Below are 21,238 nucleotides of genomic sequence, written 5' to 3' on the forward strand. Positions count from 1 at the left end.
CGCTACTGCTTATTTATAGATTGCCGTGACCGGCGTGTCGCCGCCACGGGCATAACCGCGATACATGCCTTCGGTGTTGAACGACAGCTCCAGATTGCCTTGCGCGTCGACGGCGATCAGGCCGCCGCGCCCTTCGTAAGCCGGCAGCACCTGCATGACCACCTGCTCCATGGCTTCCTGCAAGGTTGCGCCCGCATAGGCCATGCGCGCCGCGACGTCGTAGGCGGCGACGGTGCGCATGAACACTTCACCGGTACCGGTTGCGGAGATGGCTGCAGTCGCGTTGGCGGCATAGCAGCCCGCGCCGATCAGCGGCGTGTCGCCGACGCGCCCGACCTGCTTGTTGGTGATGCCGCCGGTGGAGGTTGCCGCCGCGACGTTGCCGTGCATGTCGAGCGCCACTGCGCCGACAGTGCCGAATTTATTGTCAGGATCGATCGGATCGACCGGCGCAGATCCGTGCGCCGACTCCTTGAAGGTGAACGCCGCCGCGTCGTGATCCAGCATCATGCCGCTCTGCTCGCGCACACGCAGCCATTGCTGATGGCGTGCATCGGTATGGAAGTAGGTCGGATCCACGATCGCCAGGCCCTGCTGGCGTGCAAAGGCGTCGGCGCCGCAACCTGCCAGCAAGACATGCGCGCTTTTTTCCATGACGGCGCGCGCCGCCAGTACCGGGTTGCGCACGCAGGTGATATTGGCGACCGCGCCAGCCTTGAGCGTGGCGCCATCCATGATGGCGGCGTCGAGCTCATGCGTGCCGGCGCGGGTATAGACCGCACCTTTGCCGGCGTTGAACAGCGGACAGTCTTCCAGCAGCCGCACTGCTTCACTGACCGCATCGAGCGCCGAGCCGCCGGCAGTCAGCACCGCTTGCGCGGACTTCAGGATCGCGTGGAGTTCGCGATGGTAATTGGCTTCGTCGGCTGCGCTCAGCGCGCTGCGCGTGATCGTGCCCGCGCCGCCGTGGATGGCGATGACTGGGGTGTTCATGATTTCCTGTTCTTTGTTGCGGGCCGGCCGTTGGCGGTGGTGACAGCGGCGGCGGCTTTTTTTGTCATGCGAACCGGCTCATGCTGCTCGGCCTGGTACAGCCATGGCAATACGAATTCGGTCATCTCCGACGCGGCCTGCACCGAGCGCTTGGCGCGATGTGCGACCGCATCGCACAGCGCCTGGATCAGCACCAGCGCGGCGGCATCCGAGGTCGGCGACAACTGCCGCTCGGTCTGCGAATAGATGGTCACGTCGGCCAACGGCACCAGCGGCGAATGCGGCAAGTCGGTGAAGGCGATCAGCCTGGCGCCCTTCTCGACTGCGCGGCGCGCCAGGCGCACCGTGTCGGTGGCATAGCGCGGATAGGCCATGGCGATGACGACGTCGCGCTCATCGAGCTTGAAGAACTGGCGGCCGGTCTGCGACGGCCCGCCCGGATGCACGCCCGACAGAACGGTGCGGCAGAACGGTTCGAGCGCATGCACCATGATGCCGGCCAGGAAAGCGCTGGCGCCGAAGCCGATCACAAAGATGCGCTCGGCCTTCAGAATCATCTCGACGGCCTGATCGCAATGTTCGGGCACCAGGCTTTGACGCGTGGCCTCGATATTCCGGATGTCGTTGCTGAGCGCGGCGGAGATGATTTCCACGCTGGTGGCGCTCTTCTGAACTTCGTGACGCATCTTTTCCACCGGCGCAAGCGACGAGGCGAAGTCGGCCACCAGCGCATTGCGGAACGGCGCATAGCCGTCGAAACCCAGTGCATGCGCGAAGCGGTTGGCGGTCGCCAGCGAAATCCCGGCGGCCTCCGACAATTCGTCGATGGTCATGGTGGCGGCGCGAAAAGTGTTGGCCAGCACGTAGTCGGCGGTCTTGCGATGCGCCTTAGACAGATTCGGATACAGCTTGCCCAGCACGCGCGCCACTGCGCCGCCGCCTTGCAAGGATGTGGTCTTTGAATTGTGCATGTGACGTTGGCCGGAATCGGAAAGGCTGCAAAAAATGTAAATATATTTTCATTATTTTCAAAAGTAAAGAAAATATCCTTTCAAAAATGAAAGTAAAAATCTTTGCACCTTTAGCGCGCGCAGATGCACCGCGATAGCGAGAAAATTTGGGGAAATTCGGGTGCGTTGCACCAAAGCGGAATCCTGGCGACGCGACTAACTCCGGCCCGCGTCCACGCTTGCGACGCCGAAAAAAGACATGCGCCAGCCACCGTGAAAACACGCCGATGCGAGACCGTCATGCTGCAGTGAAGCAGAACGACGGCCCTCCGGACAGGAACAACAGGAAATTATTTGCGGGGTGAGATGAGACGATGCCGCAACAGGTTTCAGCGCGGCACGACTTCGCGCAATTCGATCAGGTTGCCGAACGGGTCGGCCGTATAGATGCGGATGAAACCGGGAATCGGCGCATCCTCCTGCACCGGAAAGCCGCCCTCCTTCAACGCCGCCATCATCGGCGCCAGCGTATCGACGATCAGCCCCGGATGGGCGTTCAGCGCCGGCTGGAATTCCTTGTCGATGCCCAGATGCAGTTGCAGCACGCCGCACTGGAACCACAGGCCGCCGCGCGCCTGCAAGGCAGCCGGCTTGGGCAGCTCCGGCATGCCGAGGATGCCGCCAAAGAAGCGCCGGGCGGCGTCTTCGCCGCCGGCGGGCATGGCGAGCTGGATATGATCGATGGCGGTGACTGGCATGGGAATCCTCTTTGCTGGCGGCAGGCTGGCTGCGGAAATATTCTGCGAGAATTCTATCCCTTCGCCGCAAGCGCCGCTGGCGACGCCGAAAACGCCTGCTGGCTTAATAGCCGCGGCTTTGAGAGAATGGCGGCCATGAACATCCGCTTCCTCGAAACCTTCGTCTGGCTCGCCAAGCTGAAAAATTTCCGCCTGACCGCCGAGCGCCTGCACACCACGCAGGCGGCGGTGTCGAGCCGCATCGCCACGCTGGAACAGGATTTCGGCGTGCGCCTGTTCGACCGCGGCGCGCGCGAAGTGACGCTGACCACGGACGGCAGCAAGGCGCTGGTGTATGCGGAGCGCATGGTCAAGCTGATGCGCGAGATGAAGGACGACATGTCCGACAAGCAGGTTTACGCCGGCGTGATCCGCATCGGCGTGATCGAATCGATCGTGCACAGCTGGTTCCCGGATTTCCTCGGACGCGTGCACAAGATGTTCCCGCGCCTGCAGATCGAAATCGCCAGCGACACCACCATCCACCTGCGCGAACAGTTCAGCAAAGGCAACCTCGACATCGTGCTGCAGGCCGAGCCGGTGGCCGGCGCCCATATCACCAATCTCAACCTGTGCGAATTCCCGATGCGCTGGGTAGGCAGTCCCAAGCTCAACATCGGCAGCGAAACGCTGAGCCTGTCCGACCTGGCGACGTTCCCCATCATCAGCTTCGCGCGCAACTCGGGCCCGCATGCGGTGATCGAGCGCCTGTTTTCCGGCAGCGAACGCGGCGCACTGCACGTCAATTGCATCGCCTCGGTCGCCACCATGATCCGGCTGGTCACCGACGGCTTCGGCGTGGCGGCGGTGCCGCCGGCCATCATCCAGCGCGAGCTCAACGAAGAGATCCTGCACACGCTGCGGGTCGACGTCGAGTTTCCGGCGCTGGTGATGCTGGCATGTTTTCGTTCCGACAATGAGAACCCGCTGACCGAAACCGTCGCCCGCATCGCCCAGGAAACCGCTGCCGACTTCGCACTCAATTGGGGACAGGAGATCGCGCGATTGCCGTCGCAGGCGCAGTAGCGATCATCCGCAAGATAGAACCGGCAAGGCCTGCAACCGTTTTTGCGAACAGCACCACAAGGGCGCAGCAGCCCACCCATTTTTGCTCATAAGATTTTCCAATCATCTGCGCCAACAATTTCTTGTTGGACAGCGCCGCCCTCGCTACGCATACTGAATTCACCCAAGATCACAAGATCGTTCATGGCGCCGGATGCAAATGCCGGTGCAAACCAAACGACAGATTTCCGCCAGGCATTTTCCAGCTACGATTTCACCGAGACATTTCCGATGTCCTGCATGTTCTCGTGCTGTGAGAATCGGGCGACCGCTCAATCAATCTCAAAAGCAGGAGAAGGCAAGCATGACCTCGACATCGGCAACATCCCCGACGGCGACCTCCATCCACACGCCCGGCGCGGTGGACATGGAAGTCACCTATAAAAAAATCGCCTGGCGACTGATCCCCTTCTTGGTCTTCCTGTTCGTGCTGGCCTGGATCGACCGCGTCAACGTCGGCTTCGCCAAGCTGCAGATGCTGCAGGACCTGCAATTCTCGGAGGCGATCTACGGGCTCGGCGCCGGTATTTTCTTCATCGGCTACTTCCTGTTTGAAGTGCCGAGCAACCTCCTGCTGGAAAAAATCGGCGCACGCAAAACGCTGGCGCGCATCACCATCCTGTGGGGCCTGGCCTCGATGGCGATGGCCTATGTCACCACGCCTGCGTCGTTCTATGTCCTGCGCTTCCTGCTGGGCGTGTTCGAAGCGGGCTTCTTCCCCGGTGTCGTGCTGTACCTGACCTACTGGTTCCCGGCCCAGCGCCGCGCCCGCGTCAATGGCCTGTTCATGACCTCGTTCGCGATTGCCGGCGCCGTCGGCGGTCCGATCGCGGGCACCATCATGAGCCAGATGGAAGGCGTCGGCCACCTCGCCAACTGGCAATGGCTGTTCATCCTGGAAGGCATTCCTTCGCTGATCGCCGGCGTCTTCGTGCTGCTGTACCTGCCGGAGAAACCAGCCAACGCCAAATGGCTTTCGGTCGCCGAACAACAGGCCGTCACCCAGGCGCTGGTCGCCGAAAACACTTCCGCCAGCAAGCACCTGTCGTTCAAGGACGCCTGCAGCAACTACCGCGTGTGGCTGTGTGCCGCCGTGTATTTCTGCGTGGTCAGCGGCAACGCCACCATCGCCTTCTGGACGCCGTCGATCATCAAGGAGATCGGCATCAAGGGCAACCTGCAGATCGGCCTGATCTCGGCCATCCCGTTCATCGCCGGCACGCTGGCCATGATCTGGAACGGCATCCACTCCGACAAGACCGGCGAGCGCCGCATGCATAGCGCCATCGCCACGCTGATCGCCAGCGTCGGCCTGATCCTGACCGGCCTGACATTGGGCAACGCGGTGATGGCGCTGTGCGCGCTGACGCTCGCCGCCATCGGCATCCTCGCGGCATTCCCGGTGTTCTGGTCGATCCCTGCCGCGTTCCTGGCCGGCACTGCGGCCGCGGGCGGCATCGCGCTGATCAACTCGATCGGTAACCTGGCCGGCTTCGTCGCGCCTTACATGATCGGCGCGCTGAAGACCAGCACCGGTTCGCTGTCCTCGGGCCTGTACTTCGTCGCCGCGCTGGAGTTCCTGGCCAGCTTCCTGGTGGTCGTGTTCGTCAAGAAAACACAAGCCTGATTATTAAGCCCGATTATTTTCCGAGTTGTCCCTGCGCCGCCGTTCTGTTCCTGCATTTCTGCCCCGGCGGCGCACCCTTTTTTCACGCACCTGAAGCAGCCCTATGAAACTCTCTTTCCACACTGACGCAGCAACCCTCAACGTCGACATCGACAATCTCATCATCGCCGGCTGGGCCGGTCGCGACCTGGCCGCCATCGAGCATCACATCGAAGAACTGGCCGCACTGGGTATTCCACGTCCGAGCGCGGTGCCGCTGTATTACCGCGTAGCCAGCAACCAGCTCACGCAATCGGCGACGGTCCAGGTGCTCGGCGGCGAGTCGTCGGGCGAAGTCGAGACCTTCGTCTTCAACGCCGGCGGCGAACTGTACGTCAGCATCGCCTCCGACCACACCGACCGCAAGCTGGAAGCCCACAGCGTGGCGTTTTCCAAGCAGGCCTGCATCAAACCGGTAGCCGCCGTCGCCTGGAAACTGGCCGATGTCGCCGCCTATTGGGACGAGCTGGTGATCCGCTCCTGGATCAAGGAAAACGGCAACGAAGTCCTGTATCAGGAAGGCACGCTGGCCAGCCTGCGCACGCCGCAAGACCTGATCGCCGGCTTCACGGGCGGCAAGGATATCCTGCCCGCAGGCAGCGGCATGACCTGCGGCACGGTTGGCGCCATCGGCGGCATCCGTCCGGCGACGTCGTTCACGATGGAGTTGTTCGATCCGCGCCGCCAGCGTTCGCTGCGCCACACTTACGAAGCGGAAATCCTCGCCGAAGTCGCCTAATCGTTGCTCAATCATTTCCACTCCTGACGCCATGATCCCCAGCCTGCACCAACACAGCGAAGACCTGCGCACCGGCCGCAGCAGCTCGCTCGAACTGACCGAACGCGCCCTCGACCTCGCCGCCGCAGCCGACGGCGAAGGCGCGCGCGTCTTTACGCGGCTCTACGCCGACAGCGCGCGTGCCGCCGCCAGCGCCTCCGATACGCTGCGGGCCGCGGGCCTGACGCGCTCGCCTGTCGACGGCCTGCCGGTCTCCATCAAGGACTTGTTCGACGTCGCCGGCGAAACCACGCTGGCCGGGTCGGTCGCCCTGCGCGGCTATCCGGCCGCAACTGGGAACGCCGTGGTGGTGCAGCGCCTGATCGCCGCCGGCGCGGTGATCGTCGGCCGCACCAACATGACCGAGTTCGCCTACTCCGGCCTCGGCATCAATCCTCACTACGGTACGCCACGCAATCCGTGGCAGCGCGATATTGACGGCGGCCGCATTCCGGGCGGCTCGTCATCGGGCGCGGCGATTTCGGTGACGGACGGCATGGCGGTGGCCGGCGTCGGTTCCGACACCGGCGGCTCGATCCGCATTCCGGCGGCGCTGTGCGGCCTCACCGGATTCAAGCCGACCGCGCGCCGGGTCCCGATGCAAGGCGTGTTGCCGCTGTCCGAGTACCTCGATTCGATCGGCGCGATGGCGCCGACGGTGATGTGCTGCGCCAAGATGGATGCCGTACTGGCCGGCGAAACCTTCGTCGCGCCGGTGACGCATCCGTTGCGCGGCCTGCGCCTGCTGATGCCGACCAATGTGGTGCTGGACGGCATCGACGAGCAGGTTGCCGCCGCCCTGCAAACGGCGCTGTCGCGCCTGTCGGCGGCCGGCGCCGTGATCGTCGAGAGCAAGATCGACGCCTTCAGCGAACTGGCCTCGATCAATGCCAAGGGCGGTTTCACCGCCGCCGAAGCCTGGACCTGGCATCGCAAGCTGATCGCCGAGCGCGAAGCGGCCTACGACCAGCGTGTGGTGTCGCGCATCAAGCGCGGCAAGGACATGGGCGCCGCCGACCTGCTCGACGTCATCCACAGCCGTCGCCGCTGGATCGCTGCAGTGGAAAGACAACTGGCCGGCTTCGACGCGATGATCATGCCGACCGTGCCCATCGTCGCGCCGAAGATCGCCGACCTGCAAGCCAGCGACGACGCTTACTACGCCGCCAACGGCCTGATCCTGCGCAATCCGACCATGATCAATTTCCTCGACGGCTGCGCCATATCGCTGCCCTGCCATGGACAGGGAAATGCACCGGTGGGACTGAGCCTGGCGGCAGCGGGCGGGAATGACCATCGCCTGCTGTCAATCGCGTTGGCGGCGGAGGCGGTGCTGAAGAATTGAACCGGCAGAAATGACGGCTCACGCCGCGGCCTGGGCTGCGGCGGGCGACAGAACAGCGCGCCTCGGCAAGCTGACCCGGAACACGCTTCCTTTCCCGACTTCGCTGCGCACGGCAATCTTGCCGCCGTGTTTGGCAACGATACCGTAGGAAAGCGAAAGTCCCAGGCCCGTTCCGGTTCCAACGGGCTTGGTGGTGAAGAACGGTTCAAAGATCCGTTCCAGATCGGCTTCCGGAATTCCCTTGCCGCTATCCTCCACTTCCACCCAGACCAGGTCTTCATCATGGCCGGTGCGCAATACGATGCGGCCGCGCCCCTCGATCGCCTGACCGGCATTGACGAGCAGGTTGAGGAAGACCTGATTCAACTGGAACGGCAGGCATTCTATGTCCGGAATGCCGCCATATTCCTTGCGGACTTCCGCGGTGTATTTGAGGTCATGCGACACCACGTTCAACGTGCTGTCGAGTCCCTGTTCCAGGTTCGCCCATTGTTTTTCGGCTTCGTCGACGTGCGAAAAGGTCTTCAGATCCTTGACGATGCGGATCACCCGCTGCAACCCGTCCTGCGACTCGCTGAACACGCTGGCGATATCCTCGCGCAGGAAATCGAGGTCGATACGCGCCTTGTGTCCGGCCAGCGCGCGCCGGGTCTCGTCCGGCATCTCCGCTTCAGACTGTTCGTAGGCCGACAGCAGCGCCAGGGTTTCATCGACGTAGCGCTTCAAGGTCCCGAGATTGGAATTGACGAAGCCCACCGGATTGTTGATTTCATGCGCCACGCCCGCCGCGAGTTGACCGATCGAGGCCATTTTTTCCGATTGCAGCAGCTGGCTCTGGGCATCGGCCAGCTTGCGGATCAGCTCGTCCTGCCGGGTCTTTTCCAATTTTAAGGTTTGGTGGGCGACCGCCAGCTGCACGCGATCGGCCTGAAATTGCTCCACCGCGCGCGCCATCTCGCCGATCTCATCCGCGCCCTGCACCGGTACCTTGCAACATTCCTCGCCGGGATCGCCATGGCGCAGGCTATGACTAACCTTTTGCAAGCGCGCCAGCACCTGCCGCCCCAGGAAGCCGTGGCCAACCAGCCATGCCAGCGCCAGGCTGACGACCAGCAAGCCGGTGATCCAGCGTTGATTGCGCACCGACGTTTCGGCCAGCTCCCGCACCGCGACGCGATAGTCCTGCGTGAACCGGGTCGACTGCTGCCGGGCGGAGTCCACCAGCGCCTTGGACTGCCGCTGCAACTCGGCGCGGAACGGCGCAACCGCTACAGCGTCCTGCACTCCGCCTTGCGCAAGTCCGGCCGGCGGCAGCCCGGGTGCACGCAATTCATTTTCGCGCAACTGCGCCATGATATTGGCAGTATTGCGGAACAGCTGCGCCGCCTGGTGCAACTCGATGACGGCGACATCGTCGCCGCCCTTCGCCAGTTGATCGACCAGGTGATCGACCGCTTCCACATGCTTGACGATTTCCGTGTAACTTGCCGTCGTTGCCGCGATGGAAGAAGCGCCTGACAGCAAATAAGCTTCCCGCTCGATCAGGAAAGTCTGCTCGACCAGATCCTGTGCTTGCTGCATCAGCAACAGGCGCTCCTCCGCCAGCGATTTCGTCGACGCCACGGCGGAATGCAAGGCGTATATCGCCGTGACGCCTCCGGCCAGCATCAGCACCGCAAGACCCGAAATCGCAAACAGGAACTGGGTCTTGAGCAGCCGTGGCCGCCACACCTGGAAAGCGTTGAAATGCATGCGTTCCCCTCGCCCCTTCAGCGCCGCCAGATGCGCCGGTAGATATCGCGGTATGCGTTGTCCGGATCGTATTGCAGCAGCGGGCCGCCATCGAAGGCAATATTGGCCGTGGTCACCAGGTGGACCGGAAACAGGAAACCCGACACCGGACGTTGCGCCAGCAGCCGGTTCATTTCATCGACCAGTTGCCAGCCATGCAGATTGAGCGGCTCGGCAACCGTGCCGGTCTGGAACGTCCCGGCCTGGATACGCAGGAATGCCGCCGCGCTGCCGTCACCGGCGGACATCATCTCGACGGCGTTGCTGGGCAGCCCTGCCTTGGTGAGTTCGATGGCCGCATAGTCGAAGTAAATGTCATTGATCGCCAACGCATGGGTCCAGCGTTTGCCGTAGCGGCTGAGCAACTCCCTCGTGGCGCCGGGCATCAGTTCCGCGCTGTGTGAAATCGCAACGTCCCTGATTTCCAGCAATGTACATCCCTTGCAAGCCCTGATGACGCTTGCCATGGCCTCGGCCTTGGCCTTGGCGATCTCGAAACGGCTGTCGGTAAAGATCACGACGCCGGCCTTGCCGCGCGAGCCGGCTACCGCCGCCATGGCCGTGATGCGCGCGACTTCCAGCGGGTCGGTAGACACGTTCATGGCCACCGGCCCCGACGCCGGAATACCGGCCTGCGACCCCACGTGCCAGCCGACCATGGGAATTTTCTGATTCGCCAGCGCCTGCAGTTCGGCGTGCGCCTCCCTGGCGTCAATGCCCACCAGAATCACGCCTTGCGGCTTCAAACCCGCCACTGCGGCGAAACCGGCGCTACGGTCGGCGGAGTTGCCGCCGAGATTGATGATCTTTGTGTTCCAGCCGATGACTTTGGCCGCCTCGCCGATGCCCTTGACCACGCCCAGAATGCCGCCGTTCCTCAAATCCTCGCTCAGTACCGCGACCGTTACCCCCGCGCGCGCCGGCGGTCCGGATTGCGGCCCCGGCCAGGGCTGCCCGTGCACGCTGGCTTTCCTGACCTGTGCCTGCATATCGCTGAGCCAGGCGACATCGGCAGACTCGCTGATCTGCCCCTTTTTTTGCGCCGGCATCGCCGGCCCTGCCGGTTTCGTCTGCGCGTGACTCGTCCCCGCCAGCAGGCAGAGCGTCAACGCCACCAATCCTGAATAAAAAGACATGCTCCTCCCGCTGCTCATCCGTCTGCGATCGCCGATGGCGTCGGCCGCCATGCCATATCGGCCGTCCCTGTCGGAAGAGTAGTTGTTTCAGCCAGGCAGCGGCATCAGGAAATTCAGAAGTCGCGTCTCATGGACGTCTCAGGGATTTCCTGATGTTCCCTGGCCAGCGTCGCCGCCCGCGTCGTGCCGGATGGGGAATCGCAGTGTAAACGTGGTTCCGGCGCCCAGCTCGCTCCTCACATTGATGCTGCCGTGGTGCTTTTGCATGATGCCGTAGGCCAACGACAATCCCAGCCCCGTCCCCTGCCCGACCGGCTTGGTGGTAAAAAACGGATCGAAGATCCGCGACAGGTTCTCCGGCGTAATGCCGGAACCGTTGTCGGCGATTTCTATCTCCACGTCCGCACCCGTATCAACGATCCGGGTCGTGATGGTAATCGTCCCCCGCGCACCGTCGATGGCGTGCGCCGCATTCACGACCAGGTTCATGACCACCTGATTGATCTGGCTGGGCAAGCATTCCACGTCGGGCAACACGCCGTAGTTCTTGACCACGTCGGCTTTGTACTTGATTTCGTTATTCACGATATTCAACGTCGAATCGATGCCCTGGTGCAGATTCGCCCATTGCCATTCCAGCGCCGTATCGGCGCGCGAGAAGTCCTTGAGGTCCTGCACGATCTTGCGCACGCGGGTGATGCCTTCGCGGGATTCGCTCATCAGGGCGGGGATGTCTTCCTTTAGGAAATCGATCTCGACCTCGTCGCGCACCGCCGCCAGTTCCCTGGCGGCCGACTCCGAACCGCGGTCGAGTTCCTGTGCTTCATAGGCGCCCAGCATCCTCAGCAACGAGCCGACATAGGTTTCGAGGGTGCTGAAATTGGAAAAGATGTAGCCGATCGGATTGTTGATTTCATGCGCGACGCCTGCAGCAAGCTGGCCGATCGAGGCCAGCTTCTCGGATTGCATTAGCTGCTCCTGCGTCATGGACAGCTTGCGATTGAGTTCGGTGAGTTCCGAGTTACGCCTTACCAGTTCCGCCTCCGCCGCCGTCCGCCGCAAGATGTCTTCTTCCATCTTGGCATTGGTGGCGGCAAGTTCGTGCGTCCGTTTGACGACCAGCATTTCGAGTTCCTGATGCATGCGCCGCAAGTCCAGCTCCGCCGTCTTCTGGGCGCTGATGTCCTGCAGCACCTCGATGGCGCCGACAATCTCTCCGGACGGCGCCCGCAGCGGCGCTGCGGAAAAATACAGCCAGCGGCCGGAGTCGCCCAGATGAGGGAAAAATCGCTCCGCTTCCACCGCGCCGGGGATCACGACCGAACTACGAAACTTGTCGTCGTCGTGATAGTAGACGCCGACGACATTCTCCAGCGATCCGGCCACGATGAGATCGGCAAGCACCGGGCGTTCGTAGAGGTAAAACGGCTTCCATTGGTTCCTGGTGCCGACCATCTGCGATGCCTGCACGCCCAGCACGTGTTCACACGCCTTGTTCCAATGGGTAATGACGTGATGGCTGTCAATGGCAAAAGCAGGAACCGGGCAACCGTCGAAAAACTCGGATATCTGCGGTTCAAGCGAGGCCTGCTGAGATTGAACGAATGACACGGCGTATTCCTTGAAATGAATAAAATCGGCTGATCATGCCTTTCCCGTTGCTCCGAGAATCGCGCACGCCTCTTCGAATTGCATTTCCGTTGTTGCGAAGATGTCCAGCAGCACAGATTCTTTCAATGCCAGCCTGTCCCAATCGGCGACCGGGATCGACGGCACGCGATCGTATTGGCCGCCACTCAGATCAAGGGCGTAGGCGATCGCATCAGCGACAGCTGCGATCGCCGCGGCATCGCCCTGGGCCGGCGCCCCCTCCTGTCCGGAGACCAGCGTCCCGACGATCGCGGCGGGAAATTTCCAGTATTCCAGCACGGCCTTCCCGGCCGTTTTGTGATCGATGCCGAATACGTGGATCTCGGCCGCCAGCAAATCCTCGTCATGTTGCGCGCATCGCTGCAACACGTCCCGATAGCGCAGCGGCGAGCAAGTCGCCAGCACCAGCCTGCCGATATTGTGCAGCAGGCCGGCGATGAAAGACTGGTCCTGATTGGCGCCGCGATGCACAGCGATCGCCTTGGCGCACAACGCGGTGCCGATGGCATGTTTCCAGAAGTGGGCATGATCCAGATCTTCGCTTGCGTGGTTTGCAAATGTGTCGACCACGGCTGCGGCCAGCACCAGCGAACGCACGCTGTTGAAACCCAGCACCGTGATGGCATGCGGTATCGACCCGATTTTGCTCTGCATGCCGTAGAACGACGAATTCGCCAATCGCAGCACTTTTGCCGTCAGCGTCTGGTCGTAGGAGATTTTCTGCGCCAGGGTATGCGTGTCCACATCCTTGTTGTCAAGCGCGTGGATCAGCTCCAGGACGATATTCGGCAAGGCCGGCAGGCGTGAGACGGCGCCGGCGATATCCTGCTCGGTCACCCCGTTCATGACGCCGTCTCCCGCCGGTAACGGCGCAGGCACTCGAGCAATTTCCGGTTGGGCACACTGTCCTTGCTATGCATGAACAACTCGTCCAGCCTCGCCAATGAGGCTGCAAGCAACGCCTCTTTCTTTTCGTCGCTGACCGGCGCCACGATCTGCACGGCGTGCAAGCCGCGCTTCTTCAGCGCCTGGATGGACTTGTCGGTGAGCACGCTGCCGGAAGCCATGAGGCACACGCCTCCCTGGACAAATACGGCCTGCGCGAGGGTCATCCCCGGTGCGGCATCGTCAAGAGCGATCTCCAGAAAAATATCAGTGGAAGCCATGGCTGTCAGTCGTCGGTTAGTTTGATCAGAGTCATCAGCTTGCCTCGCGATCGCGAGTTGCGTCCCATCGGATGAGTCAGTACTTTGTAGACGCGGCCGTTGATGGCGACTTCCTCGCTATTGAGTTCCCATGCCGGCAGCAGAGCGGGAGTCGCCGCCTCCATTTTCATGCCGAGCAACAGCATCGTTTCACCGAACAGCGATTGCGCCGCGGCATTGACGAAGACGATATTTTTTTCATCATCCATGCCCAATATCGGCGTCGGCAAGTGCTCGAGGATTTCGTGGATGACCCTCAAGCTGACTTCGTCGGTCTCGATGCGTTCCTCCTGAACCTTCAACAGTCTGTCGAGCTCCTTGTTGGTGTCTTCCAGCGCCAGGTTGGCCAGTTGCAATTGCTGCTGCAATCGGAGGTTTTCGTCCGCCATTTCCTTGCGCCTGAACGCTTCCGCCACGTGGCCGCGCAGTTGGCCGTCATCCCACGGCTTGGTCAGGAATTTGTACACGGCGCCTTCATTGACCGCATCGGTCACCGACTGCAATTCCGTATAGCCGCTCAACACGATTCGCACCGTGTCGGGATAGGACTCTTTCGCCAGACGCAAAAATTCCACTCCCGTCATGCCCGGCATGCGCTGGTCGGTGACGATCACGTCCACCGGTCCGTTTTTGAGCGCCTCCAGCGCCTCCTGGCCGTTGTTGGCAGTGACGATGTCGTATTTGTCCTGACGCAGCAAACGCTTCAGCGCCGACAGGATGTTGATCTCGTCGTCCACCAGCAGCAAGGTCCGCGGCGACCGCTCGGCAACTGTTTGCTCCAGCATGATGTTGACCTCCGGATGAGTGAACTGAGAGGCTATGCCGCGTTGTCCAGTATCTTGACCGATATCTCGAGCGACGATCCGTCGAGCTGCTCGAACTTGCGAATCTGCATGATGTTGTTGGCGGTGATGGTGGAGTCGCGCACGATGAGCAGCACGCCGTCCTTGGTGCGCAGGTCCTGCGCCAGCTGCATGCCGACTTCCAGGTCGCGCGACTTGATGTCGCGGGCGCGTTCCGCCACCGCGGAATCCCCTTCTTCAACCAATGCAACAAAATTCAGCACCACCTCCGGATCGTAGCGGTGACCGCTTTGGGATTTGATGAGCTGGACGGCCTTGTCGAGCGGCAGCGGCAACGTCGCGATCGCGCCCGAACGCAGCGCCTCGAAGTCGCGAGCGACCGCCAGTATGCGCGAGCCCAGGGGAATGGCCTCGCCGCTCATGCCCTCGGGCGTGCCGCGCCCGTCGTAACGTTCGTATTGATACAGGATCAGGCGACCGACCTCGTCGAAGGCGCTCACCGGCGTCAGCACCATGTGTCCCTTCACCGGATGCGCCATGAAGGTGCGCGACTCTTCGCCCGACATCTTTTCCAGCGGCTTGCGGATCAACTCGTCGGGCAAGCCGATCTTGCCGATCGCATGCAGCAGCCCGGCGATCGCCAGATCCTGCAACTGCACGTCATGCATTTTGAATTTCTTTCCGAGCTTGCGCGAGAGTCCGCTGACACGATCCGATTGCCCACCGAGCATGCCCGAACGGAGTTCGATCATGTTCGAGAAGACCTTCAGCATCGTCAGGAAATTGAGCTTGATCTCGGCCTGGCTGCTTTCCAGGAACATGACGGTCTGGCGAATTTCTTCGGTACGCGACTGGACCTGCTTTTCCAGGCGGGCGTTGAACGTCTGGAGCTCTTCGTTCTGTTTGCGCACGAGGTCGTTGAGCCGCGCCGCCTCTTTTTTCAGATGTTGCTGTTCCAGCGCACGCTGTATCGTCAGCAGGAGATCCTGTTCATCCCACGGCTTCTGCAAATAGTGATAGATGCCGCCGTCGTTAATGGCCGAAATCGTCGCCGTGATTTCAGAATAACCAGTCAGCAAGATCCGCATCACCTCAGGGAAACGTTCCTTGGCCTTGCCGAGAAACTGGGCTCCGCTCATCTCCGGCATGCGCATGTCGGAAACGATCAGGTCCACCGGATGTTCTTCCAGCAAGCGTAAACCCTCGGCGCCGCTTTCTGCGGTGATCAAGGTATATCCCTTCGGCCGCAACACACGCTTGAGCGACGACAAGATGCTGGCCTCGTCATCGACCAGCAAGATCACCGGCGGCGGCAATGCGTTTTCCGTTTTCGTATCAGTGGCGGCAATAGCGATATTCGACATACAGGATCCTCTTGACTAAAACCCGATTCAACCAGCGTCTTGCTGGAGTTTTTCCTTGATTTGCGTCGCCGGCAAACACACCGTAAAACGCGTTCCCACGCCGATCTCGCTCTGGACATCGATGCGGCCGCCATGCTTTTGCACGATCCCATAAGACAGTGACAGGCCCAGCCCGGTGCCACTGCCGATCGGCTTGGTCGTGAAGAACGGTTCAAAGATGCGCGACAAGTTTTCCGGAGGAATACCGCATCCGGTGTCCTCCACCTGGATATAGACCCAATCCTCCTTGCATTCGGTCCGGATGCGGATGGTGCCGCGTTCGGCGATCGAATGCGCGGCGTTGACCAGCAAGTTCATGAAGACCTGATTCAGCTGCGACGCCAGCCCCTTGATCAATGGCAGCTCGCCGTATTGCCGCTCGATCACGGTCTTGTATTTCAATTCGTTGTTGGCGATCGTGATGGTGCTCTCCAGGCCTTTCCGGATGTCCACCATTTGCCAGTCGCTTTCTCCCACATGAGAAAAATCCTTGAGCGACTGGACGATGTCCTTGACCCGTTTCAGGCCGTCCAGCGACTCGGCGATCAGCTCGACCACGTCGCCTTTGAGGTACGCGAGATCGGCGGTGGCGCTTAGTTGCCGCGCTTGCTGCCGCAGGTCCTCGCTCAGGCTGTCGTCCGACAGCAATGCTTCCTGCCGCGCGATGACGTCCAGCAACTGGTCGACATACGTCTGCAATGATTTCATGTTGGAACTGACAAACCCGACCGGGTTGTTGATCTCGTGCGCGACGCCGGCGGCAAGCTGGCCGATGGAGGCCATTTTCTCGGATTGCAGCAGCTGTTCCTGTGCTTCCTTCAACTTGTTGATCAGGCTGCGCTGCTCCTCGCCGGTGCGCTGCAACGCCTCCTCCATCAATTTGCGTTCCGTGATATTGGTCAGCGAGCCGATGACTTCCACCGGATTGTTATTCTCGTCGCGGATCAGGCGCAGACTGTCGTGCATCCACAAATAACGTTTGTCCTTGGTCAGAAAACGGTATTCATAGGCGCGCTCGCCTTCGACGAACAGCATGGCGAGGCTGGAAAAGATATCCGGCGCATCGTCCGGATGGATGTGGTCGAACCAGAAATTGGGATCTGCAACCATTTCCTTCGGATCGTAGCCGAGCACGCGCGCGGCGTTTTCGCTCACGAAGGTCATCTTGAAATCACCCGACGGGACACTGCTGTAAATAATTGCCGGGGTGTTGGCAATCAGGTATTCAAATCGCTGTGCGATATCCACCGGCACGACGTCCACCACCCTGTCGGCCGGCGACAAGGGACTCGATTCAAACGTTTCGAATTGTTGTGTCATGGAAAATATACGAAGGCCCTGCGAAACGTTCGTCAACAGTCTTAACAGGCACAGCGGTGATGCCGGAGTCGAAATTAATACTTTCTTATTTTCTCGACTTTGGATTTCCCTTACTCAACGATACTTACGTTGATAGTTCACATTATTATCAGCAAAACTACTGCTCGGCAATTCAATTCTCTTCCGCATTGTCTTTCACTTCCTATCGGAATAACATAGCCCGACGAACCTGCCTCACCGGTTGCTATTGAAACTGAAACGTCGCGCGCTCATTGGCTCATTCTTCTTTCATAGGCACCATGTACAAAGCAGCCCTGTCAGAACATCCGTCATACTCGGAAGAAGGCCTTCGGATCATTTTTGTCGAAGACGTCGTCGACGATGCCGAGCTGGTCCAGCAAGAACTGCGCCGGTCCGGTCTCGCGCCTTCCCTGCTCCGCGTGGATACCGAGGCTGATTTCCTGGCCGCCCTGCAAACTCCGGCGGACGTCATCCTGTGCGACTTTTCGCTGCCCGACTTCGACGGGCTGGCCGCGCTGAAAATTACCCGTGAACAATATCCCCACGTCCCCTTCATTTTTGTTTCCGGCACCATCGGCGAAGAACTTGCCATTCAGGCATTGCGACAAGGCGCTTACGATTATGTATTGAAAGACAACATTGCCCGTTTGCCATCTTCGGTGCGACGCGCGCTGCGGGAATCCCATGAGCGCGCGATCCGGCGCAGGACCGAGGAAATCCTGTTCGCGGAAAGCACACTGTTGTCGGCCGTCTTCGACAGCGCCGGCGCGGTAGGCGTCATGCTTAATGCCGAAGGCCGCATATTGCGCTTCAACCAGGCCGGTGAAAAAGCCACCGGTTACGCAAGCGACGATATCCGGGGACTCTGTTTCTGGGATATTTTCTTCCCCCCGACGCAGGCGCAGAATGAAAAAGAACGCTATCTGAGCGCAGACCGCTCGTCTTTCCCCTTGCAGTTCCAGAACCAATGGTTGACCAAGGACGGACAAATCAGGACGCTGCTCTGTTCAGTCAGCGTCCTGGAGAACGACCACTTCAGGACCGTCTTCATCCTGAGCGGCATCGACATCACGCAATGGCAGGAAGCGGAGGAAAAAGTCTATCGCCTCAGCCATTTCGACCAGATCTCGGGATTGCCGAATCGGGCCGTCTTGCGCGATCGCCTTGAGCAGGCGGCATTGCGCAACGATCCGCACGCTGGTTCGGTGGTGCATATCCTGGTGGAGCTGAATGGACTGGCCCGTCTACGCGATGCGCTCGGCGCGCAGGCCGGCGTTGCGCTGGCAATCGCCATCGCCGGGCGGCTGCAGGCGTGGAAACCGCCGGGACCGACCACCATCGCACAATATGCCGACCGCGTCTTCGCCGTGCTGATCGAACACGTGAAGCGGGAAGACGTCGACGCCGTCGTGCAGCACCTGCTGCGCACGCTGGAAGCTCCCTATTCGATTCCCGGCCAGGAGGAGATCCATCTCCAGCCAAAGATCGGCATTGCGCTTTATCCCGACGACACCCGGTCCGCGGAATCGCTGTTCCATTTTTCCGAGGTGGCCCTGCATCGCGCGCAAAACAGTGCGTATGAGCATACCCAGTTCTATACGCGCAGCTTCAATCAGGAAATCTCTGCGCGGCATGTCCTTGCCAACCAGCTGCGCCAGGCAATACAGCGCGACGAACTGGTCTTGCACTACCAGCCTCAGGTGTCGTTGAAGAATGGAAAAATCACCGGCTTCGAAGCGCTGGTGCGCTGGCGCCATCCGGAACGCGGCTTGCTGCCGCCGGCGGAATTCATCCCGCTGGCCGAAGAGTCGGAAACCATCCTGGCGTTGGGCGAGTGGGTGCTGCGCGCAGCCTGCCGCCAATGCAAGCAATGGCAAGACCAGGGCCTGCCGCCAGTGATGATCGCCGTCAATCTGTCGGCGATGCAATTCAATGAAAAAAACCTGCGCGTGCTGGTCGGTCACGTCCTCGAAGAATCCCGGCTCGACGCCCACCACCTTGAACTGGAGCTGACCGAAAGCGTGTCGATGGATGATCCGGAAAAGAGCATTGCGATCATGGTCCACCTGCGCAAGCTCGGCGTGACGCTGTCGATCGACGATTTCGGCACCGGATACTCGAATCTCGGTTACCTGAAACGCTTCCCGGTCGGCCGGCTCAAGATCGACAAATCTTTCGTGCGCGACCTGGTCGACGATCCTCACGACCTCGCCATCTGCCGCTCCGTGATCGCACTGGCGAAGAGCCTGCGCCTGGAAGTGATCGCCGAAGGCGTGGAGACCATCAATCAGCTCAAGTTGCTGCATGCAGAAGGCTGCGACAAGATCCAGGGCTACTATTTCAGTGCAGCGATGTCGGCCGAAGAATGCACCTCGTTTCTGGCGCGCGATGTTTCCTTGCCGCTGGATACCATCCGCCGCCTGCCGTATGCGCGCTCGCTGCTGATCGTCGACGATGAAGTGAATATCCTGTCCGCGCTGAAACGGGTGCTGGGCCGCTCCGGCTACCAGATTTTTACCGCCAGCAAGGTCGCCGACGCGTTCGACATCCTGTCCCGCCATCACATTGGCGTGATCCTGACAGACCAGCAGATGCCGGACATGCCGGGCACGGAGCTGCTGGAAAAAGTCAGGTACATGTTTCCCGACACCGTGCGCATCATGCTGACGGGCCAGGCCAGCCTGGAGGCAGTCACGCAGGCGATCAACCAGGGCGCCATCTATAAATTCCTCGTCAAGCCCTGGGACAATGCGCAACTGGAAGCCGTCATCCACGAGGCTTTCGAAAAGTTCGAAGCGACGCTGCGCGCGTGACGCCGTCGGCGGCTGCGTTTCCTGCAGGCAAGCACGCCGATCCCCGGTCGCCGCTGTCATATAATGGCGACCCTACGGCGCAGATAGCCGATCATCTTCTATGACCCTGAAAATATTGCCCCCCGCCGGCACGGCGACGCCCGGCATCCGGCTGGAATCGGTCACGCTGTCGCGCGGCGACCGGATTGTGCTGGAACAGATCGACCTGCACCTGACCGAGCCGCGCATCGGCGTAGTCGGCGACAACGGCGCCGGCAAGAGCAGCCTGTTCCGCCTGATCTGCGGGCTGGATCAGCCGCAGAGCGGCCGCGTGAGCGTGCACGGCTGCCGCACCGGCGACGCCGGCGAACGCCGCAAGCTGCCGCGGCATGTCGGCCTGATGTTCCAGAACCCCGACGACCAGATCATCTTCCCCACGGTGGCCGAAGAACTGGCCTTCAGCCTGACCGCCGCCGGCATCGGCAAGCAGCTGGCGCGGCAACAGGCGCGCGACTTCCTTGCAGCGCGCAACTTGCCCGACTGGGCCGACCGCGCCGTTGGCGAACTGAGCCAGGGCCAACGCCAGCAGGTCTGCCTGATGGCGCTGCAAATCACGACGCCGGCCACGCTGCTGCTGGATGAACCCTATTCCGCACTCGACCTGCCGAGCCAGTTGCGCCTGTCGGCGCAAATCGCCGCCACCAGCCAGCAGATCATCCTGTCGACGCACCTGCTGGATCACGTGGAGGATTTTGAACGCGTCCTGTGGCTGGACAACGGCAGGCTGCGCGCCGACGGACCGGGCCGTGAAATTTGCGCCGCCTACGCGCAGGACGTGCGCGAGCGCAGCGCCGTGAATACCGCTGCAGAAGTCTTGCAACACGCGGCGCAGGCCGACGCGACGTAATGCGCAGCCTCTACTCCACACGGCGAACCTGGCTGCACGGCGTACCGGCCTGGCTCAAACTGGTCGCGTTATCGCTCGGCGGCACCGTGCTGATGCTGACCGCCGACGTGCGCGGAATTGCGATCGCTGCGGCGGTGGTGCTGGCGCTGTTTGCCTCGCTCGGCCCGGCCGGCTGGCGCCAGTGGCGCATGCTGCGCGGACTGCTGATCGTGTCGGCGCTGATCGCCGGCTTCCACTGGGCGATGGGCAATCCCGCCATCGGCATGGTCAGCGCGCTGCGTATCATGGCCGCCGCCATGCTGGCATTGATGCTGACCATCACGACCCGTTTCGACGACTTGCTGACCGTGCTGGAAACCATCCTGTGGCCGTTGCGCCGCTGCGGCCTGCCGGTCGGGCGCATCGCCCTGGCAATCGGCCTGACGCTGCGTTTCGCCGAGAATTTCCATGCGCAATGGCAGCGTCTGGACGACGCCCATCGCGCACGCACCGGCCGCAGCGGCGGCCTGCGCCTGCTGGCCCCGCTGGCGATACGCGCGCTGCAGACTGCCGAGCGCGTAGCCGATGCACTCGCTGCGCGGCTCGGCGGTTAGCCCACCTTTTCCTAGTTACGAAA

Annotated in this window: 18 protein-coding genes; 7 read left to right on the top strand and 11 right to left on the bottom strand. The window is 61.4% G+C overall.

All coding sequences use genetic code 11. The features are described from left to right. Positions 1-9 precede the first annotated feature (9 nt). The 3 genes from F506_RS17485 to F506_RS17495 form a co-directional block, all read right to left on the bottom strand. Positions 10-993 carry an isoaspartyl peptidase/L-asparaginase family protein gene (locus F506_RS17485; protein WP_053199530.1) on the bottom strand — a complete coding sequence of 328 codons (984 nt, stop codon included), beginning with the start codon at positions 991-993 and terminating at the stop codon, positions 10-12. Continuing rightward, on the bottom strand, positions 990-1,964 hold the full coding sequence (locus F506_RS17490; protein WP_053199532.1) for a MurR/RpiR family transcriptional regulator: 975 nt from the start codon (positions 1,962-1,964) through the stop codon (positions 990-992). The genes F506_RS17485 and F506_RS17490 overlap by 4 nt, the downstream gene beginning before the upstream one ends. Positions 1,965-2,332: 368 nt before the next feature. After that, the gene (locus F506_RS17495) at positions 2,333-2,701 is read right to left on the bottom strand and encodes a VOC family protein (RefSeq protein WP_053199534.1); all 369 of its coding nucleotides are present in this window, start codon (positions 2,699-2,701) and stop codon (positions 2,333-2,335) included. 135 nt (positions 2,702-2,836) lie between these two features. Here F506_RS17495 and F506_RS17500 point away from each other — a divergent pair, with 135 nt between their 5' ends. The 4 genes from F506_RS17500 (at position 2,837) to F506_RS17515 (ending at position 7,594) form a co-directional block, all read left to right on the top strand. After that, positions 2,837-3,766 carry a LysR family transcriptional regulator gene (locus F506_RS17500; protein WP_053201748.1) on the top strand — a complete coding sequence of 310 codons (930 nt, stop codon included), beginning with the start codon at positions 2,837-2,839 and terminating at the stop codon, positions 3,764-3,766. Positions 3,767-4,109: 343 nt separating this feature from the next. Then, positions 4,110-5,432, top strand: a complete 1,323-nt coding sequence (locus tag F506_RS17505; protein WP_053199536.1) for an MFS transporter — start codon at positions 4,110-4,112, stop codon at positions 5,430-5,432. 103 nt (positions 5,433-5,535) lie between these two features. Continuing rightward, the gene (locus F506_RS17510) at positions 5,536-6,210 is read left to right on the top strand and encodes a DUF2848 domain-containing protein (protein WP_053199538.1); all 675 of its coding nucleotides are present in this window, start codon (positions 5,536-5,538) and stop codon (positions 6,208-6,210) included. Between the two features lie 31 nt (positions 6,211-6,241). Continuing rightward, positions 6,242-7,594 (top strand): amidase, encoded by a 1,353-nt coding sequence (locus F506_RS17515; RefSeq protein ID WP_053199540.1) that lies wholly within the window; start codon positions 6,242-6,244, stop codon positions 7,592-7,594. 18 nt (positions 7,595-7,612) lie between these two features. Here the strand turns inward: F506_RS17515 and F506_RS17520 are convergent, their stop codons facing one another. From F506_RS17520 to F506_RS17555, 8 genes are all read right to left on the bottom strand, one after another. Continuing rightward, entirely contained in the window at positions 7,613-9,346 is a 1,734-nt protein-coding gene (locus F506_RS17520; protein WP_053199542.1) for an ATP-binding protein, read from the bottom strand. A gap of 17 nt (positions 9,347-9,363) precedes the next feature. Beyond that, a complete protein-coding gene (locus tag F506_RS17525) occupies positions 9,364-10,521 on the bottom strand; it encodes a substrate-binding domain-containing protein (protein ID WP_407638188.1) in 1,158 nt (385 codons plus the stop codon). A 138-nt stretch (positions 10,522-10,659) separates the two neighbouring features. Continuing rightward, positions 10,660-12,132 (bottom strand): ATP-binding protein, encoded by a 1,473-nt coding sequence (locus tag F506_RS17530; protein WP_235471213.1) that lies wholly within the window; start codon positions 12,130-12,132, stop codon positions 10,660-10,662. A 33-nt stretch (positions 12,133-12,165) separates the two neighbouring features. Then, entirely contained in the window at positions 12,166-13,017 is an 852-nt protein-coding gene (locus tag F506_RS17535) for an HDOD domain-containing protein (protein WP_053199546.1), read from the bottom strand. After that, the gene (locus tag F506_RS17540; RefSeq protein ID WP_053199547.1) at positions 13,014-13,337 is read right to left on the bottom strand and encodes a hypothetical protein; all 324 of its coding nucleotides are present in this window, start codon (positions 13,335-13,337) and stop codon (positions 13,014-13,016) included. The genes F506_RS17535 and F506_RS17540 overlap by 4 nt, the downstream gene beginning before the upstream one ends. Before the next feature lie 5 nt (positions 13,338-13,342). After that, positions 13,343-14,161, bottom strand: coding sequence for a response regulator (locus tag F506_RS17545; RefSeq protein ID WP_053199550.1), 819 nt, complete (start codon positions 14,159-14,161; stop codon positions 13,343-13,345). A 32-nt stretch (positions 14,162-14,193) separates the two neighbouring features. After that, positions 14,194-15,543 carry an HD domain-containing phosphohydrolase gene (locus tag F506_RS17550; RefSeq protein WP_053199552.1) on the bottom strand — a complete coding sequence of 450 codons (1,350 nt, stop codon included), beginning with the start codon at positions 15,541-15,543 and terminating at the stop codon, positions 14,194-14,196. A 27-nt stretch (positions 15,544-15,570) separates the two neighbouring features. Further along, positions 15,571-16,902, bottom strand: coding sequence for an ATP-binding protein (locus F506_RS17555; RefSeq protein ID WP_053199554.1), 1,332 nt, complete (start codon positions 16,900-16,902; stop codon positions 15,571-15,573). Positions 16,903-17,201: 299 nt separating this feature from the next. Here F506_RS17555 and F506_RS17560 point away from each other — a divergent pair, with 299 nt between their 5' ends. From F506_RS17560 to F506_RS17570, 3 genes are all read left to right on the top strand, one after another. Further along, positions 17,202-19,736 (top strand): EAL domain-containing protein, encoded by a 2,535-nt coding sequence (locus F506_RS17560; protein ID WP_053199556.1) that lies wholly within the window; start codon positions 17,202-17,204, stop codon positions 19,734-19,736. Positions 19,737-19,836: 100 nt separating this feature from the next. Then, positions 19,837-20,622 (top strand): energy-coupling factor ABC transporter ATP-binding protein, encoded by a 786-nt coding sequence (locus F506_RS17565; RefSeq protein ID WP_053199558.1) that lies wholly within the window; start codon positions 19,837-19,839, stop codon positions 20,620-20,622. Continuing rightward, the gene (locus F506_RS17570) at positions 20,622-21,215 is read left to right on the top strand and encodes an energy-coupling factor transporter transmembrane component T family protein (protein WP_053199560.1); all 594 of its coding nucleotides are present in this window, start codon (positions 20,622-20,624) and stop codon (positions 21,213-21,215) included. The genes F506_RS17565 and F506_RS17570 overlap by 1 nt, the downstream gene beginning before the upstream one ends. Positions 21,216-21,238 lie beyond the last annotated feature (23 nt).

Source organism: Herbaspirillum hiltneri N3, from assembly GCF_001267925.1.
Classification (GTDB): Bacteria; Pseudomonadota; Gammaproteobacteria; order Burkholderiales; family Burkholderiaceae_D; genus Herbaspirillum; species Herbaspirillum hiltneri.